12 protein-coding genes and 2 riboswitches are annotated in these 18,431 nt (G+C 65.7%); of the genes, 7 read left to right on the top strand and 5 right to left on the bottom strand.

Translation table 11 applies throughout. The features are described from left to right. Positions 1-8: 8 nt before the first annotated feature. The gene (gene metH, locus I9018_RS19200; protein WP_241107233.1) at positions 9-3,719 is read right to left on the bottom strand and encodes a methionine synthase; all 3,711 of its coding nucleotides are present in this window, start codon (positions 3,717-3,719) and stop codon (positions 9-11) included. 153 nt (positions 3,720-3,872) lie between these two features. Here metH and I9018_RS19195 point away from each other — a divergent pair, with 153 nt between their 5' ends. Together I9018_RS19195 and nfuA are read left to right on the top strand one after the other, a co-directional pair. Further along, entirely contained in the window at positions 3,873-6,164 is a 2,292-nt protein-coding gene (locus I9018_RS19195; protein WP_241107232.1) for a fatty acid cis/trans isomerase, read from the top strand. Positions 6,165-6,304: 140 nt separating this feature from the next. After that, a complete protein-coding gene (nfuA, locus tag I9018_RS19190; protein WP_047305029.1) occupies positions 6,305-6,889 on the top strand; it encodes a Fe-S biogenesis protein NfuA in 585 nt (194 codons plus the stop codon). A gap of 68 nt (positions 6,890-6,957) precedes the next feature. Here the strand turns inward: nfuA and cobM are convergent, their stop codons facing one another. From cobM to I9018_RS19170, 4 genes are all read right to left on the bottom strand, one after another. Beyond that, entirely contained in the window at positions 6,958-7,704 is a 747-nt protein-coding gene (cobM, locus tag I9018_RS19185; RefSeq protein ID WP_241107231.1) for a precorrin-4 C(11)-methyltransferase, read from the bottom strand. Positions 7,705-7,785: 81 nt separating this feature from the next. Further along, on the bottom strand, positions 7,786-8,199 hold the full coding sequence (locus I9018_RS19180; protein WP_241107230.1) for a cobalamin biosynthesis protein: 414 nt from the start codon (positions 8,197-8,199) through the stop codon (positions 7,786-7,788). Further along, positions 8,196-8,900, bottom strand: a complete 705-nt coding sequence (locus I9018_RS19175) for a CbtA family protein (RefSeq protein ID WP_068581408.1) — start codon at positions 8,898-8,900, stop codon at positions 8,196-8,198. The genes I9018_RS19180 and I9018_RS19175 overlap by 4 nt, the downstream gene beginning before the upstream one ends. 10 nt (positions 8,901-8,910) lie before the next feature. Next, positions 8,911-9,099 carry a CbtB-domain containing protein gene (locus I9018_RS19170; RefSeq protein WP_068581406.1) on the bottom strand — a complete coding sequence of 63 codons (189 nt, stop codon included), beginning with the start codon at positions 9,097-9,099 and terminating at the stop codon, positions 8,911-8,913. A gap of 95 nt (positions 9,100-9,194) precedes the next feature. Continuing rightward, positions 9,195-9,418: riboswitch (cobalamin riboswitch) on the bottom strand. Between the two features lie 90 nt (positions 9,419-9,508). After that, a riboswitch (cobalamin riboswitch) is annotated at positions 9,509-9,719 on the top strand. Positions 9,720-9,814: 95 nt separating this feature from the next. Here I9018_RS19170 and cobW point away from each other — a divergent pair. From cobW to I9018_RS19145, 5 genes are all read left to right on the top strand, one after another. Continuing rightward, entirely contained in the window at positions 9,815-10,882 is a 1,068-nt protein-coding gene (cobW, locus tag I9018_RS19165) for a cobalamin biosynthesis protein CobW (protein WP_277398075.1), read from the top strand. Between the two features lie 3 nt (positions 10,883-10,885). Next, positions 10,886-14,656, top strand: coding sequence for a cobaltochelatase subunit CobN (gene cobN / locus I9018_RS19160; protein ID WP_241107229.1), 3,771 nt, complete (start codon positions 10,886-10,888; stop codon positions 14,654-14,656). Between the two features lie 241 nt (positions 14,657-14,897). Then, the gene (locus I9018_RS19155; protein ID WP_241107228.1) at positions 14,898-15,908 is read left to right on the top strand and encodes an AAA family ATPase; all 1,011 of its coding nucleotides are present in this window, start codon (positions 14,898-14,900) and stop codon (positions 15,906-15,908) included. A gap of 53 nt (positions 15,909-15,961) precedes the next feature. Next, the gene (locus I9018_RS19150; protein ID WP_083235760.1) at positions 15,962-16,561 is read left to right on the top strand and encodes a VWA domain-containing protein; all 600 of its coding nucleotides are present in this window, start codon (positions 15,962-15,964) and stop codon (positions 16,559-16,561) included. Positions 16,562-16,728: 167 nt separating this feature from the next. Then, positions 16,729-18,375: a phospholipase D-like domain-containing protein gene (locus tag I9018_RS19145; RefSeq protein ID WP_241107227.1), complete on the top strand. Its 1,647-nt coding sequence runs from the start codon at positions 16,729-16,731 to the stop codon at positions 18,373-18,375. The last annotated feature ends 56 nt before the right edge of the window (positions 18,376-18,431 follow it).

The following is an 18,431-nucleotide window of genomic DNA, read 5'->3' as shown; positions in this document are numbered from 1 at the left end:
GCTCGCTCCTAGTTGTCGTAGCCCAGGTTGGGGGCCAGCCAGCGCTCGCTCACCGCCAGTTCCTGGCCCTTGCGCTGGGTGTAGCTCTGCACCTGGTCCTTGTCGACCTTGCCCACGGCAAAGTACTGCGCCTGCGGGTGGGCGAAGTACCAGCCGCTGACAGCGGCCGCCGGGAACATCGCGAAGTGCTCGGTGAGGAACACGCCGCTACGGCCGGCCTTGCCTTCGCTGGCCTCGGGATCGAGCAGGGCGAACAGGGTGCTCTTCTCGGTGTGGTCCGGGCACGCCGGATAGCCCGGGGCAGGGCGGATGCCGCTGTACTGCTCCTTGATCAGCGCCTCGTTGTCCAGGTGTTCATCCTTGGCGTAGCCCCAGTGTTCTTTACGCACCTGTTCGTGCAGCCACTCGGCACAGGCTTCGGCCAGGCGGTCGGCCAGGGCCTTGACCATGATCGAGCTGTAGTCGTCGCCCTTGTCCTGGTAGGCCTTGGCCACTTCCTCGGCCCCGATGCCGGCGGTGGTGATGAAACCGCCGATGTAGTCGGTCACGCCGCTGTCCTTGGGCGCGACGAAGTCGGCCAGGGACAGGTTGGGCTTGCCGTCGGGCTTGATGGTCTGCTGGCGCAGGTGGTGCAGGGTGGCCAGGGTCTGGCCGTTTTCGCCATAGACCTCGATATCGTCATGCGCAACCTGGTTGGCTGGCCAGAAACCGAAGATCGCCCGGGCACTGATCAGCTTCTCGTCGATCAGCTTGTCGAGCATTTCGCGGGCGTCCTGGTACAGCGCGGTGGCGGCTTCGCCCACCACTTCGTCCTCGAGGATGCGCGGGAATTTGCCGGCCAGGTCCCAGGAGATGAAGAACGGCGTCCAGTCGATGTACTCGGCCAGCTCGCGCAGGTCGATGTTGTCGAGCATCTTCACGCCAGTGAAGGAGGGGACCGTGGCCTGGTAGGCCGCCCAGTCATATTGCGGCTTGGCGGCCACGGCCTGGGCGTAGCTCAGGCGCTCGGTGCGGGCGCTGCGGTTGGCGGTGCGCTCGCGCACTTCCACGTATTCCTGGCGGGTCTTGTCGACGAAGCCGGGCTTGAGCTCCTTGGACAGCAGCTGGGTGGCCACGCCCACGGCGCGGGAGGCGTCGGTGACGTAGATCACCGCGTCGTTGCTGTACTTGGGCTCGATCTTCACCGCGGTGTGGGCCTTGGAGGTGGTGGCGCCACCGATCATCAACGGCAGGTAGAAATCCTGGCGCTGCATCTCGCGGGCGACGTGGACCATCTCGTCCAGCGACGGGGTGATCAGGCCGGACAGGCCGATGATGTCGCACTTCTCATCGCGAGCGGTCTGCAGGATCTTCTCCGCCGGCACCATCACGCCCAGGTCGACGATGTCGTAGCCGTTGCAGCCCAGGACCACGCCGACGATGTTCTTGCCGATGTCGTGCACGTCGCCCTTGACCGTGGCCATGAGGATCTTGCCCTTGGCCTCGGGCTTGTCGCCTTTCTCGGCTTCGATGAACGGAATCAGGTGGGCCACGGCCTGTTTCATCACCCGGGCCGACTTGACCACCTGGGGCAGGAACATCTTGCCGGCGCCGAACAGGTCGCCAACCACGTTCATGCCGCTCATCAGCGGGCCTTCGATGACCTCGATCGGCCGTGCGCACTGCTGGCGGCACTCCTCGGTGTCCTCGACGATATGGGCGGTGATGCCCTTGACCAGCGCGTGCTCCAGGCGCTTGCCCACCGGCAGCGAACGCCAGGCCTCGTCCTCGACTTCCTTGCTGGCGCCGCCGCCCTTGTAGTCGTCGGCGATGGCCAGCAAGGCGTCGGTGCCTTCCGGGGTGCGGTTGAGCACCACGTCCTCGACCTTGTCGCGCAGGGCCGGTGGGATCTCGTCGTAGATCTCCAGCTGGCCGGCGTTGACGATGCCCATGGTCAGGCCGTTCTGGATCGCGTGGTAGAGGAATACCGAGTGGATCGCCTCGCGCACCGGGTTGTTGCCACGGAACGAGAACGACACGTTGGACACCCCGCCGCTCGACAGGGCGTAGGGCAGGTGGTCGCGGATGTAGGCGCAGGCTTCGATGAAGTCCACGGCGTAGTTGTTGTGCTCTTCGATACCAGTGGCCACGGCGAAGATGTTCGGGTCGAAGATGATGTCTTCCGGTGGGAAGCCCACTTCATTGACCAGGATGTCGTAGCTGCGCTGGCAGATCTCGCGCTTGCGCGCGGCGGTGTCGGCCTGGCCGACCTCGTCGAAGGCCATCACCACCACGGCCGCGCCGTAGCGCTTGCACAGGCGCGCGTGATGCTTGAACTGCTCGACGCCTTCCTTCATCGAGATCGAGTTGACGATGCCCTTGCCCTGGATGCACTTGAGGCCCGCTTCGATCACTTCCCACTTGGAGGAGTCGATCATGATCGGTACGCGGGAGATGTCCGGCTCACCGGCGATCAGGTTGAGGAAGCGGACCATGGCGGCCTGGGAGTCGAGCATCCCTTCGTCCATGTTGATGTCGATCACCTGGGCGCCGGCCTCGACCTGCTGCAGGGCGACTTCCAGGGCCTCGGTGTAGTTCTCTTCGCGGATCAGCCGGGCGAACTTGGCGGAGCCGGTGATGTTGGTGCGCTCGCCGACGTTGACGAACAACGACTGGCGATCGATGGTGAACGGCTCCAGGCCCGACAGGCGGCAAGCCTTGGGAATGTCCGGGATTGCCCGCGGCTTGTGTTTGGCCACGGCCTCGGCGATGGCCTGGATATGCGGTGGGGTGGTGCCGCAGCAGCCGCCGATGATGTTGAGAAAGCCGCTGGCGGCGAACTCCTCGACCACCGCGGCCATTTCCGCCGGGGTCTCGTCGTATTCGCCGAAGGCGTTGGGCAGGCCGGCGTTGGGGTGGGCCGAGACATGGGTGTCGGCCTTGGTCGACAGCTCTTCCAGGTAGGGGCGCAGGTCCTTGGCGCCCAGGGCGCAGTTCAGGCCCACCGAGATCGGGTTGGCGTGGCGCACCGAGTTCCAGAACGCCTCGGTGGTCTGGCCCGACAGGGTACGGCCGGAGGCGTCGGTGATGGTGCCGGAGATCATGATCGGCAGTTCGACGTCGTCCTCCTCGAACACCTGCTGCACGGCAAAGATCGCCGCCTTGGCGTTGAGGGTGTCGAAGATGGTCTCGATCAGGATCAGGTCGGCGCCGCCCTCGATCAGGCCGCGAGTAGCCTCGGTGTAGTTGCTCACCAGTTCGTCGAAAGTGACGTTGCGATAGCCTGGGTCGTTGACGTCGGGGGAGATCGAGCAGGTGCGGCTGGTAGGGCCCAGGACGCCGGCGACGAAGCGTGGCTTATCCGGGGTCTCCAGGGTTTTCGCGTCGGCCACCTTGCGGGCCACGCGGGCACCTTCTACGTTCAGTTCGTAGACCAGCGCCTCCATGCCGTAGTCGGCCTGGGACACCTGGGTGGCGTTGAAGGTGTTGGTCTCGAGGATGTCGGCCCCGGCGTCCAGGTAGGCTTTCTCGATGGCGCCGATCACGTCCGGACGGGTCAGTACCAGCAGGTCGTTGTTGCCCTTGACGTCACTGGGCCAGTCGGCGAAACGCTCACCGCGGTAGTCCTGCTCCTCGAGCTTGTAGCTCTGGATCATGGTGCCCATGCCACCATCGAGGATCAGGATGCGCTCCTTGAGGGCTTGCTGGAGAGCGTGGAGGCGAGCACTGCGGTCAGACATGGGGACTACCTGGAAAGGCCATTACGAAGGGCGTGGAGCATAGCAAACCTGCATGGTTTTGCGGTATGCACAGGTTTTGCATGAATATCGTTCATGTTGGTTCGCCGAGCGGACCGGTAGAATCGCGACGTTTTTACTTTCGGGACCAGGGACATGCCGTATCGTTTTGCCGTCAGCAGCGTGCTGCTGCTATTGAGTTCACTGTGTATGGCACAAGGTCCGGCGCCGGCGATCTCCTATACCCGCGACATCCAGCCGATCTTTACCGAGAAGTGCGTGGCTTGCCATGCCTGCTACGACTCGGCCTGCCAACTCAACCTGGGCAGCGGTGAAGGGGCTGCCCGTGGCGCCTCGAAGGCGCCGGTATACGACGGTGAGCGGAGCAAGGCCCAGGACCCGACCCGGCTGTTCTACGATGCCAGCGGCAAGGCGGCCTGGCAGAGCCGCGGGTTCTATTCGGTGCTCGATGCCCAGGGCAGCCAGGCGGCGCTGATGGCGCGGATGCTGGAGTTGGGGCACCGTACGCCGCTGCAACCCAATGCCAAGCTACCCAGTGAGATCGTCCTGGGCCTGAACCGGGAGAACATGTGCCCGCAGCCGGCCGAGTTCGACGGTTATGCCGGGGCCCATCCCAAGGAAGGCATGCCCCTGGCGGTCACTGGCTTGACCAACCAGCAGTACCAGACGCTACAGCGCTGGTTGGCTTCCGGGGCACCGATCGACGAGCAGGCCCTGGCCCCCAGCGCCCGGGAAAGCCTGCAGGTGGTCCAGTGGGAAAACCTGCTCAACGCCCCCGGTGCTCGGGAGAGCCTGGTGGCGCGTTGGCTCTACGAGCATTGGTTCCTGGCGCACATCTACTTTGAAGGCGGTGAGCCTGGGCATTTCTTCCAGTGGGTGCGCTCGCGTACCCCCACTGGCCAGCCCATCGACCTGATCAATACCCGGCGCCCCAACGACGACCCGGGCGCCCAGGTGTACTACCGCCTGTGGCCGGTGCAGGGGGTGATCGTGCACAAGACCCACATCACCTACCCGCTGGGCGCGGCGAAGCTGGCCCGGGTCAAGACCCTGTTCTACAGCGGCGATTGGCAGGTCAGTGCGTTGCCGGGTTATGGGCCCGGACGCCGGGCCAATCCGTTCGAGACCTTCGAGGCGATCCCGGCCAAGGCCCGCTACCAGTTCATGCTGGATAATGCCGAGTACTTCGTGCGGACCTTCATCCGTGGCCCGGTATGCCGCGGGCAGATCGCCACCGACGTGATTCGCGACAACTTCTGGGCCCTGTTCCAGGCCCCGGAGCATGACCTGTACATCACCGACCCGGCCTATCGTGGCCAGGCCACGCCCTTGCTGGCGATGCCCGGGCAGAACGACGATGTCGGCAGCGTGCTCAGCCTGTGGTTGGCCTACCGCGACAAGCGCAACGAGTACGAGGCCCTGCGCCGTGACTCCTACGCCGAGGCCCCGGCGCCCAGCTGGTCGACCCTGTGGGCCGGCAACGACAACGCGCTGTTGAGCATCTTTCGCCACTTCGACAGCGCCTCGGTGACCAAGGGCCTGATCGGCGAGATTCCGCAGACGATGTGGCTGTTCGACTATCCGTTGCTGGAGCGCACTTATTACCAGCTGGCGGTGAACTTCGACGTATTCGGCAACGTTTCGCACCAGGCCCAGACCCGGCTGTACTTCGACTTGATCCGCAACGGCGCCGAGCAGAACTTCCTGCGCCTGATGCCCGCCGGTACCCGTGAGGATTTCCTCGACGATTGGTACCAGAACAGCGGCAAGTTCAAGATGTGGCTGGATTACGAGTCCGTCGACGACAGCAAGCGTAGTGCCCTGAAGCTGGACCTGAAGGAGCCGAAAAAGGATTTTGCCAACCAGTTGCTGGTCCGCTATGGCGAACTCAATGCCAAGCCGGACCCGATCAACCGTTGTGACAGCGCCTATTGCTCGCGGCCCAACATCGACCCGGCCCTGCAAGATGCCGAACAGGCCCTGAGCCGCCTGGCGTCGCGGCCGGCGGCAGGGCTCAAGGTCATCGAGCAGTTGCCCGAGGCTACCTTGCTGAGGGTGCAGACGCCTGGTGGCAAGCGCGAGTTCTACAGCATGCTGCGCAACCGCGCCCACAGTAACGTGGCCTTCATGCTCGGCGAGTCGCTGCGTTACCAGCCGGGCCTGGACACCCTGACGATCTTCCCGGGTATCCTCAGCAGCTACCCGAATTTCATCTTCGATATCCCATCCACCCAGGTGCCTGAGTTCGTTGCGGCCATGCAAGAGGCCAGGGACGCCGAGGGCTTCGAGAAGATCGTCGAACGCTGGGGGATTCGTCGCAGCCACCCGCAGTTCTGGCAGTACTTCCACGACCAGACCCGCTATTTGAAGGAAACCGACCCGGTGGAGGCGGGGGTCATGGACATGAACCGCTACGAAAACCTTTGAGCTAGAGCATTCGTGCGCCCCGGGCCGACCCTTGGCGCCCCGGGGATGCCTTATACCAAGGTCTATCCTGACAAAAACACTAGGACTTTTTCAGCAGCATCGATTGGCGTAAACTGCGCCCACGTCTGCGAGGAACCACCATGAGCGCCATAACCATTACCGACGCCGCCCACGATTATCTGGCTGATCTGCTGTCCAAGCAGAACACTCCCGGGATCGGCATCCGCATCTTCATCACCCAACCAGGGACCCAGTACGCCGAGACTTGCATCGCCTATTGCAAGCCGGGCGAGGAAAAGCCCGAGGACAAGGCCCTGGGTCTCAAGAGCTTCACCGCCTACATCGACGCCTTCAGTGAAGGTTTCCTCGATGATGCGGTCGTCGACTACGCCACCGATCGCATGGGTGGGCAACTGACTATCAAGGCTCCAAACGCCAAGGTACCGATGGTCAATGCCGACAGCCCGATCAACGAGCGCATCAACTATTACCTGCAAACCGAGATCAATCCGGGGCTGGCCAGCCACGGCGGCCAGGTCAGCCTGATCGACGTGGTCGATGACGGCATCGCCGTGCTGCAATTCGGCGGCGGCTGCCAGGGCTGCGGCCAGGCGGACGTGACCTTGAAGGAAGGTATCGAGCGCACCCTGCTCGAGCGTATCCCTGAACTCAAGGGCGTGCGCGACGTCACCGACCACACGCAGAAAGAAAACGCCTACTACTAAGGCGTTCGCTGCGACACAAAAAAACGGCGCACCGTGAGCGCCGTTTTTTTATGCCTGGAACCAGGCCGTCAGGGCCGATAGAGGTGGACGTGGCCGGCGCGGTACAGCGACGACTCACTGAAGGCATCGCTGGCCAGCACCCGGCCCACCAGGATCAGCGCGGTGCGCCGGAAGCCCTTGGCGGCCACCTTGGCGGCGATGTCCGCCAGGGTTCCCAGTACCCAGTCCTGGTCCGGCCAGGTGGCCCGGTGCACCACTGCGATGGGGCAGTCGGCGCCGTAGTGGGGGAGCAGTTCGGCGACGATCCGCTCCATGTGGTTGACCCCCAGGTGGATGGCCATGGTGGCGCCGTGGGCCGCGAGGCTGGCGAATTCTTCTCCGGCGGGCATGCTGGTCTTGTCCGCATAGCGGGTGAGGATCACGCTCTGGGAGACGTCGGGCAAGGTCAGCTCCGCTCCCAGCAGCGCGGCGCAGGCGGCGGTGGCGGTAACCCCGGGGACGATCTCGAACGGAATCTCCAGCTCCCGCAGGCAGCGGATCTGCTCGCCGATGGCGCCGTACAGGCTTGGGTCGCCGGAGTGCACCCGGGCCACATCCTGGCCCTGGGCATGGGCTTCGCGGATGGCCTGGATGATCTGTTCCAGGTGCAATTCGGCGCTGTTGATCACCCGTACCGCGCTATGCCCTTCGAGCACCGCCTGGGGGACCAGCGAACCGGCATAGATGATCACCGGGCAGCGATGGATCAGGCGCTGGCCCTTGACGGTGATCAGATCCGGGTCGCCGGGGCCGGCACCGATGAAGTAGACGGTCATGGCTGTGTCCTGTGAAAAAGAGGTCGGAGCAGGGCTTCAGATGAAGATTGCTCATGATCGAGGGCGGGGATTATCGGGGTTCTACGGGCAAACAGCCAAGGCCAGGGTTGCCTGGGCGCTTTTTTGTCGTGGTACCAGCAACTGTGCCGGCCCTGTTTGCAGGTATTCAGCCATGGCCAGGGCGGCGCTTTCCGCCACGCCATAGCAGCCGGTGTGCTCGAACGCGATCTGTGAACGGTGGCTCAGGCGCGAAGCATAAGGCGCCAGTTGCCTGCTGCTGAAGCAGGTCAATGGCAGGGCCAGTTGTTCCGCCAGTTGCAGCAGCCCGGGTTCGCTGCGTTTCAGGTCGATGCTGGCCAGGGCCCGAAGTTGCCCCTTATCCAGCTGATGGGCTTGCAGTACCTGGTCCAACAGGGCGCGCAGGACGCTTGCCGGGCAGCCTTTCTGGCAGCCCAGGCCGACCACCAGGGTCGGCCCTGCGCACCAGGCCGTCATGCCGAATAGCCGTCCCCGCCCTTGCGTCGGAACAACCAGGCACTGATCAGGCCCAGGGCCAGCCAGAAGGCCGCGTTGGTCAGCTGCGAGGCGATCTTGAACTGCGCCTCCAGCGCCTCGGGAGCCAGCATCGAGTGCACTTCCGGCTGCGGCGCTCCGATCACATGGGGCACGGCGATGATGGCCGCGCCCAGCAACTTCAGCAGCCAGTTGCCGGCGAACACGATCAGGGCCAGGCCCACGGCGGTCGAGGCAGCGGCGCCGACCCACCAGATCTGCCGCTGTACCAGGTCGGCCGCTGCCGTGCCGGGCAGTTCCGGTGGCAGGCCCAGGGTAGGGGCCAGGCAAAAGGTGGCATAACCGGCCAGGCCCCAGAGGAGGCCCTGGGAGGTGCGGCTGGGCGCGCGCAAGGTGTAGAGGCCTGCCAGCATCAGGGCGAAGCCGACGGCGACCACCAGGTTGCCGCCCGTGGTGGACAGCACTCGCTGCCAGCCGTCTTCCGGTTCCCAGGCTTCTTCGTCGTGGACGTGACCAGCCATGGCGCCGGGGGCGTGTTCATGGACTGCCTCGGTGGCTGGGGCCTTCTCGTAGGTTTCCGCCTGCAGGATCAACGGGGCGACCCAGAAGCTTTGCAGCAGGGTCAGCAGCAGGGCGGCCAGCAGCCCGGTGAAGCCCGCGGTTTGCGCGATACGCTTGATCATGGGGCGGGTCTCAGTGGCAAGGGAAGGCGGCGCTGTGGCGGGTGTCGTGGGCGGCGTTGTGTACCGCCTCGATGTGCGAGAAACCGGCGAAGTACACCAGGCAGGCGCCGAGGATCGAGGCGCCGATGGCGGCTACCAGGCGCTGGCTCAGGGTGGTGGTGCTGCTGGCGGAATGGCTGGTGCTGCTGATGGTCGACATGGCGCGTTCCCTTGGTTTGTCAGCGGGAAGCGGCGCAGGAAAACCCCGCGTGGCGTTCACGCAGGGTTTGCAACAGCGCCCGCCCACCGCGGGTTTGTTATTCGTGTATTGCGGGCCGGTCTCCGGGCTCGCGAGGGGCTGGGGCGGTTTCGTGCCCTGCCGACAAGTGTCGCCTTCCCATGCCCGGGGCACAGTGGATCTGACACTTCGCTCGCTTACCGTTGCGGGGGCAGCACCGGACTGGTCACGGCTGGCAAGCGCGTGATTCACCGGTTTCCCGTTTCACCCTGTGAAGGGCACCCGTAACAAGTTGTGTAGCAAATCATGGGCAAGGGGCGCCGTCAATCGCCAACTGCGACCCGAAGCCACCCCGAAGCCACATGCACATTGACCGCTTTCCGCGCTCTGCGTAGCCTTGCGCGTTCGAGGTTCTTCGGCCAGCGGTCGAAGCTAAGACGGGAACGCGGTAGAAGCCGCGGCTGCCCCCGCAACTGTGAAGGGTTCGATTTTCTGCAAAGCCACTGCATGGGCGTCCAGGACGCTGGCGGGAAGGCGCAGGAACTGTCAGTCCAACTGGCAGGCCCCCAGCCAGGAGACCTGCCTCGAAGATGATTCTCACTACAACCGGGCGGGGTGATCCGGTGGCGAAATCAGCGCGGGCCTTGTGCCGTGCCTCTCGTCCCGTATGCCCGCCACCTTCGCCAAAGGGCATCCGATGAAAACACTGGCCAAACTTCCCGTCACCATCGTCACCGGCTTCCTGGGCTCGGGCAAGACCACCTTGCTGCGGCACATGCTGGACAACGCCCAGGGTCGTCGTATCGCGGTGATCGTCAATGAATTCGGCGAGCTGGGCATCGACGGCGAGATCCTCAAGCAGTGTTCCATCGGCTGCACCGAAGAAGAAGCCAGTGGCCGGGTCTATGAGCTGGCCAACGGCTGCCTGTGCTGCACCGTGCAGGAAGAGTTCTTCCCGGTGATGCGCGAACTGGTGGCCCGCCGTGGCGACCTGGACCATATCCTCATCGAAACCAGCGGCCTGGCCCTGCCCAAGCCCCTGGTGCAAGCCTTCCAGTGGCCGGAAATCCGCAGCGCCTGCACCGTCGATGCGGTGATCACCGTGGTCGACAGCCCGGCCGTGGCCGCCGGCACCTTCGCCGCCTTCCCGGACCAGGTGGACGCCCAGCGCAAGCTCGACCCCAACCTGGACCACGAGTCGCCACTGCACGAGCTGTTCGCCGACCAGCTGTCCAGCGCCGACCTGGTGATCCTCAACAAGACCGACCTGATCGACCCGGCCGACCTGGCCAAGGTCCGCCTGGAAGTGGCCGAGGAACTGCCGCCGGCGGTCAAGGTGATCGAGGCCAGCAGCGGGCGCCTGCCCCTGGATGTGCTGCTGGGCGTGGGTGCCGGTTCCGAGGAACACATCGACAGCCGCCACAGCCACCATGACCACCATCATGACGGCGACGATCATGACGACCATGACCACGACGCCTTCGACTCGATCTCCATCGAGCTGCCCGAGGCCGACGAAAGCTTGCTGCTCGATGCCCTGACCCAACTGGTGGTCAAGCACGGCATCCTGCGGGTCAAGGGTTTCGCGGCGATCCCCGGCAAGCCGATGCGCCTGCTGCTCCAGGGCGTGGGTACCCGTTTCGACAAGCACTTCGACCGCAAGTGGGGCGCTGATGAGAAACGCATCACCCGCCTGGTGCTGATCGGCCAGGAACTGGACGCAACCCAGCTGGAAGCGCAACTGCGCGCTGCCCTGGGCGCCTGACCCATGCACCTGCTCAGGACCCAGCCCGGCGGATTCGTGTCGGATGACAACATCGCCGACCTTGGACAAACCCCCGCCGAGCTGGTGATCCTGTGCAGCGGCGACTCCAGCCTGGCGCTGCTGGCCGAGGCCGCCGAGCAACTGCCAGCGGACTACCCCAGCTTTCGCCTGGCCAACCCGATGCAGGTGCAGAACCACGCCTCGGTGGACCTGTACGTCGACCAGGTGCTGCGCCATGCCAAGGTCATCCTGATGTCCCTGCACGGCGGCATCGCCTACTGGCGTTATGGCGTCGAGCAATTGGTGGAGCTGTCCCGGCGCGGGGTGCAGCTGATCCTGGTGCCGGGGGACGACCGGCCCGACCCGGAACTCAGCGACCTGAGCACCGTGTCGGCCGTGGAGCGCGACCGCCTGTGGCAGTTCCTGCGCCAGGGTGGGCGGGACAATGCGCTGAATTTCTACCGCTGCTTGAGCGGCCTGTTGGGGCGCGACTATCCCTGGAGCGAGCCGCAGGTACTGCCGCGCACGGCGCTCTATCACCCGGCCAGGAGCCAGGCCAGCCTGGCGGATTGGCAGGCCCACTGGCAGCCCGGCCAGGCGGTGGCGGCGCTGCTGTTCTATCGCTCGCACTTGCAGGCGGCCAACACCGCATTCATCGATCTGTTCTGCCAGCGCCTGGCGGCTGCCGGTCTCAACCCCTTGCCGATCGCCGTGGCCAGCCTCAAGGAGCCTGGCTGCCTGGCGCAGGTGGAAGACTGGCTGGATGAGACCGGCGCGGGAGTGATCCTCAACACCACCGGTTTCGCCCAGTCCAGCCCCGAGGCGCCGCACCTGCGGCCGTTTCGCCGCGACATCCCGGTGATCCAGGCCATCTGCGCCCAGGACAACGAGCCGGGCTGGCAGGCCAGCGAGCAGGGCCTGGGCCCACGGGACCTGGCCATGCACATCGCCTTGCCCGAACTGGACGGGCGCATCATCAGCCGCCCGATCAGCTTCAAGGACCTGGCCTGGCGCAGCGAGCGCAGCCAGTCGGACGTGGTCTGCTATCGCGGCCAGCCCGAGCGCATGGACTTCGTCGCCCGGCTGGCAAGCAACTGGGTCGAGCTGGGCCGCCTGGACAACCAGCACAAGCGCATCGCCCTGGTCCTGGCCAACTACCCGACCCGCGACGGGCGCATCGGCAATGGCGTGGGCCTGGATACCCCGGCGGCGGCGCTGAACATTCTCAAGGCCTTGCAGGCCGAGGGTTATCCGCTGCCTGGCGAGCTGCCGGCCAGCGGCACCGAGCTGATCCGGCAATTGCTCGGTGGCGTCAGCAACGATCTGGACAGCCTCGACCTGCGCCCTTGCCAGCAGAGCCTGGCCCTGGACGACTACCAGCGTCTGTTCCAGGCACTGCCCGAGGCCAATCGCCAAGCGGTGCTGGAGCGCTGGGGCGCCCCGGAGCAGGACCCGATGTTCCGCAACGGGCGGCTGATGGTCGCCGGCCTGCGCCTGGGCCTGACCTTCATCGGCATCCAGCCGGCCCGGGGTTACCAGGTCGACCCCAGCGCGGTGTACCACGACCCGGACCTGGTGCCGCCCCATGCCTACCTGGCGTTCTATTTCTGGCTGCGCCAGGTCTACGGCGCCCACGCAGTGATCCACGTCGGCAAGCACGGCAACCTCGAGTGGCTGCCGGGCAAGGGCGTCGGCCTGTCGGCCCACTGCTGGCCGGATGCCTTGCTGGGGCCGCTGCCGAACATCTACCCGTTCATCGTCAATGACCCAGGGGAGGGGGCCCAGGCCAAGCGTCGGACCCAGGCGGTGATCATCGATCACCTGATGCCGCCCCTGACTCGCGCCGAGACCTACGGCCCGCTGCGTAACCTGGAACTGCTGGCCGACGAATACTACGACGCCCAGTTGCTCGACCCGCGCCGCGCCCGCGAGCTGCAGCGGGACATCCTGCGCCTGGTGCGCGAGACCCAGATCGATCGCGAGCTGCAACTGGACGGACCACTGGAGGGCGAAGCCGATGCGGCGCTCTGGCTGCCACGGCTGGACACCTACCTGTGCGATCTCAAGGAATCGCAGATCCGCGACGGCTTGCATGTGTTCGGCGAGTCACCAGCGGGGCGCTTGCGCATCGATACCTTGCTGGCCCTGCTGCGCATTCCCCGGGGCGATGGCAAGGGCGCCCACGCCAGCTTGCTGCGGGCCCTGGCCAAGGCCTTCGAGCTGGGGTTCGACCCGTTGGATTGCGCCCTGGCCGAACCCTGGACCGGGCGGCGACCACAGCCCTTGCAACAGCTCAGCGATGCCTTGTGGCGCACCGCTGGCGATGTGCGCGAGCGTCTGGAAATCTACGCCGGGCGCTTGATCGAGGCGGCCTTGCAAGGCCCGGTGGCGCAACTGGACGAAGCCGGCTGGGAGCCGGTGCGCAGCATCATCGAGGGCTTGCGCGAGGTGGTGGCGCCGCGCCTGGATGCCTGTGGCCCGGCAGAGATGCGCGGCCTGCTCGAGGCCCTGCAAGGCCGCTTCGTGCCGGCCGGCCCCAGCGGCGCGCCCAGTCGCGGACGCCTGGACGTGCTGCCCACCGGGCGCAATTTCTATTCGGTGGATGTGCGCAACCTGCCCACCACCACTGCCTGGCGCATCGGTTTCCAGTCGGCCAACCTGATCCTCGAGCGCCACCTGCAGGATCACGGCGATCACCTGCTGCAACTGGGCCTGTCGGTCTGGGGCACGGCCACCATGCGCACCGGTGGCGACGATATCGCCCAGGCCATGGCGCTGATGGGCGTGCGGCCCGTCTGGGCCACTGGCAGTCAGCGGGTCGACGACTTCGAGATCCTGCCCCTGAGCCTGCTGGATCGGCCCCGGGTCGATGTGACCCTGCGGATTTCCGGGTTCTTCCGCGATGCCTTCGCCAACCTCATCCGCCTGTTCGACGCGGCGGTGCAGGCGGTGGCGGCCCTGGACGAGCCAGCCGACATGAACCCCCTGGCGGCCAGGGTCCGTGCCGAACGCGAAGCCTTGCAGGCTAGCGGCCTGGACCCGGAAGCGGCGGCGCGCCAGGCCGGCTGGCGGGTCTTCGGGGCCAAGCCCGGGGCCTATGGCGCCGGGGTCCAGGGCGCCATCGACGGTCGGCTGTGGCAGAGCCGCGAGGACCTGGCCGAGGTCTACCTCAACTGGGGCGGCTACGCCTACGGCGGCAGCGATGTAGGCACCGCCGCCCGCGAGCAGTTCGCCGCTCGCCTGGGTCGGGTCCAGGCGGTGGTGCAGAACCAGGACAACCGCGAGCACGACCTGCTGGATTCCAACGACTACTACCAGTTCCAGGGCGGCATGCTGGCGGCGGTGGAAAGCCTGGGCGGGGCCAAGGTCGCCAGCTACCACGGCGATCACAGCCAGCCCGACCTGCCGAAGATCCGCAGCCTCAAGGAAGAGCTCAACCGGGTGATCCGTTCCCGGGCGGTTAACCCGAAATGGATCGAGGGGGTCAAGCGCCACGGTTACAAGGGGGCTTTCGAAATGGCCGCGACCCTGGACAACCTGTTCGCCTTCGATGCCACCACCGAACTGATCGACGACCACCAGTACGCCTTGCTGGCCGATGCCTACCTGCTGGACGACTCGGCCCGCGAGTTCGTTCGCCAGCATAATCCCCACGCCTTGCGCGATATGACCGAGCGTTTGCTGGAGGCCCAGCAGCGCGGCCTGTGGCAGGAGCCCGGAGCCTATCGCGAGGCCCTGGAGCATCTGCTGCTGGATATAGAAGAAGACTCCTGAGGGCACCTCTAAAAATTACCTGCGTTGTCATCGCTGCGTTAAAAACAGGCTGGTGCGCCAGCCCGGTCAAAATACACATTGACCCCTTGTAAACGGCGCTTTTTCGCCTGTTTTTGCCTTGCGCTGACTGCCTCGCCTACGTTTTTAGAGGTGCCCTGAGGCGGCGAATGCTGCGCACTCGATCGCGAGACGGCTCGCGAAATCGTCCTTCGGGACACCCAGACCCAAGCGAGAACCCCAGATGAGCGACACCCCGCATTTCCCCTTGTCGGCCGTGGTCGGCGCCGATGCCTTGAAGCTGGCCCTGTGCCTGAGCGCCATCGACCCGAAGATCGGTGGCGTGTTGATCGAGGGGCCACGGGGCATGGCCAAGTCGACCCTGGCCCGGGGACTGGCGGATTTGCTGGCCAGCGGGCAGTTCGTCACCTTGCCCCTGGGGGCCAGCGAAGAGCGGCTGGTGGGTACCCTGGACCTGGATGCAGCCCTGGGTGAGGGGCGGGCGCAGTTCTCCCCGGGCGTTCTGGCCAAGGCCGACGGCGGGGTGTTGTATGTCGATGAGGTCAACCTGCTGCCCGATCACCTGGTGGACTTGCTGCTGGACGTGGCGGCCAGTGGCACCAATCTCATCGAGCGCGATGGCATTTCCCATCGGCATTCGGCGAAGTTCGTGCTGATCGGCACCATGAACCCGGAGGAGGGTGAGTTGCGCCCGCAACTGCTGGACCGCTTCGGTCTCAACGTGGCCTTGAACGGTCAGGTCCTGCCCCAGGAGCGCGGGCAGATCATCCGCCGGCGCCTGGATTTCGATAGCGACCCGCAGGGGTTCTGCAACCAATGGGCCCAGGCCCAGGCCGAACTGCGCCAGCGCTGCCAGCAGGCGCGGACGCTGCTGGAAGGTATCGCCCTGGATGACCAGGCCCTGGCGCAGATCACCGAGCGTTGCTTCGCTGCCGGGGTCGATGGCCTGCGTGCCGACCTGGTCTGGTTGCGGGCCGCCCGGGCCCATGCCGCCTGGCGTGGCGCTTCGGCCATCACCGAGGACGATATCGACGCGGTGGCGGAATTCGCCTTGCGCCATCGCCGTGGGCAGGCGCCTGCCGCACCGGCGCAGCAGCCCCAGTCGCCGGTACCGCAGCAGTCCGGGGCGCAGCGCGAGGCCAGCGAAGGCGCGGGCCAATGGGGTGACATGCCGGCCCAGGCACTGCCCACCGGCGTCCGGCGCGAAGTGCCCAGCTGGCCAAAAAAGCCCTAGGCATCCGTTCCCGCTCTGGCCTGGGGGCGGATGCCAAGCCCCGGCCGGGGCGCCTGGACCAGGGGCGACAAGGTCGCAGCCGGGCGGCGAGTTGCGGTCGCATCAACTGGCCAGGCACCTTGCTCAAGGGACGCCCACGCCTGGTCGAGGACCTGTTGTGGCAACTGCGCAGTCGCACGCCCCATGAGTTGTGGCTGGTAATCGTCGACGCCTCGGCCTCGACTCGCCGGCACGATGCCCTGAGCGATGCCAAGGGCCTGCTGGCGCAACTGTTCGACGATGCCTACCGGCAACGGGCGCGCCTGGCCTTGCTCACCGCCAGCGGTCGTGCGCCCCGCTGGCAGGTCCAGGGGCTCAAGGCTTCCAAGGACCTGCGCCACTGGCTCGATGGCCTGGGCGCCGGCGGTGGTACGCCATTGCCCCAGGCCCTGGCCGAGGCCCGGCAGTGGTTGGAGCAGCGGCAACGGCGCTGGCCGGCGGAGCAGCAGCGGGTGTTGCTGATCACCGACGGGCGCCTGAAAACCTTGCCGTCGGTCGCCCCTCTGCATTGTCCAACCCTGTTGCTGGATATCGAGCGCAGCCCGATCCGCCTCGGTCGCGCCCGGGAACTGGCGCAACGCCTGGGCGCCGACTACCACCATATCGACCGGTAGCGTCCCAAACCCTGTGGCTCGTGCCGAGCTGGCGAGGCTGCGTACGGGTGCGCAGCGGCCGCAAGGCTTGGTAGCGCGATATACCTGTTGCTCCAAGGGCTCGTATCGAGCCATGCACAGCCGATGCAGCGGCTACACTGCCTGCGCCAATCAAGGGGAGCGACGCCATGCGGGTACTGGTGCACAACGACAAGGACGATTTTCGGGTCAAGGCCTACGCCGGCACCAATGGCGTGCTCCTGGCCATGGACCTGGATGCCAGTCGCCGCCGGGGCTTGCTGGGTTTCGCCATCGAAAAACAGACCGGTAGCAAACCCTGGCTGTTCCTGTTCAATAGCCTGACTTTCCCCGGCAAGACGCACACCTTCCCCCAGTACAACGCCACGCCCAGCAACCAGGCGCCATTGCAGAAGTTTCGCTGGGCCGACTATGCAGTCAACCCGGGCGCCACCCTCAACTATCGGGTGTACCTGGTCTATGGCAGCGCCGCCGCGCCGCAGCTGGGAGAAATGCTGCAGCTATGCATCACCGCCGACAACGGCCAGCCTCCCGGGCAGCGGGTGATCTTCAATCGTGCAGTGGCCGCCAGCCAGGCGTTCTCGCGCAAGTTTCCCGAACTGGACACTTTGCTCAGCGCCAACAAGAACCTGCCCATCGAGGCCTGGCCAGAGGCGCCCCGGCAATGGCTGGAGAACGGCCTGCTGGAGCAGTTGCTGGGTTTCATCCAACGTGCCAGCGACGCCAGCTGGAGCCTGGATATCGCCATCTACGAGTACCAGTTGCCAGCTATTGTCGATGCGGTCAACGCGGCCTTCGATCGCGGGGCCAAGGTCCGGGTGCTGTACCACGCCGCCCCCGGCGATGCCGACACCACGATGAACCAGGCCAGCCTGCAGCACCTGCCCGAAGACAGCAAACGTGGACGGGTGACCCATGCCATCTTCCACGACAAGTTCATCGTCCTCAGCCGCCTGGAGCAGGGCGGTGGGCGCCAGAGCGTCGCGGTGCTCTGTGGCAGCACCAACTTCACGGGCAACGGTGTCTACCGCCAGGCCAACGTATTGCATTGCCTGGACAACCCGGACATCGCCAACCGCTACCTACAGGTGTTCGAGCAGATCTGGGCCGCCCCGGCGGATGTCGGTGCCACTCGCAAATGGTTGACCCAGGCCAACCCCATGCAGCCTGAGGCGGCGCTGTTCGCCGGTTTTTCCCCACGCAGTGGCCAGGGGGATCTCGACGAGTTCGTGGGGATCATCAACGGCGCCCGTCGCGATTTGCTGTTCGTCACCGCCTTCGCCTTGCCCGACCGGATCCTCGATGCCTTGCTCGGCCAGCCCCACGACGATGTGTTGCGCTATGGCCTGCAGAACACCGCCAGCCGCATCACCGGTTTCCATGCCGACCGCACGGCGGAGTTCGCCGCTACCGCGTTGCTCAACAACGGCCTGGAAGGCTGGCTCAAGGAAGGCCTCAAGGGGCAGAAGGGCAACTTGCTGGTGCATACCAAGGCGGTGGTCACCGACTTCACCAGCGACGCCCCGGTGATCATCAGCGGCAGCCACAACCTCAGCGTCGGCGCCAGCCAGGGCAACGATGAGAACTTCCTGATCATCCGTGGCGACACCGACCTGGCGGATCGCTACGGCCTGGAGCTGCTGCGTTTCTACGAGCATTACCGGTTCCGCTACTTTGCCAGGCAACTGGCGCTCAAGCAGGTCCAGCCCTTGGCGACGGACGATAGCTGGAGCAACGATTACTACCTCGCAGGCGATTTGCGCATGCTCTCGCGCCTGCGCTTCTCTGGGCGCTGAAGCAAGGTGCCCAGCTTGGCGAGAAGCTTGCGCAGGTTGCACATCGGCGGGTGACT

Origin of the sequence: Pseudomonas sp. MPFS (assembly GCF_022537035.1) — a bacterium.
Taxonomy (GTDB): domain Bacteria; phylum Pseudomonadota; class Gammaproteobacteria; order Pseudomonadales; family Pseudomonadaceae; genus Aquipseudomonas; species Aquipseudomonas sessilinigenes.
Note: the sequence above shows the minus strand (reverse complement) of the source record. Positions and strands in the feature narration are given on the sequence as shown.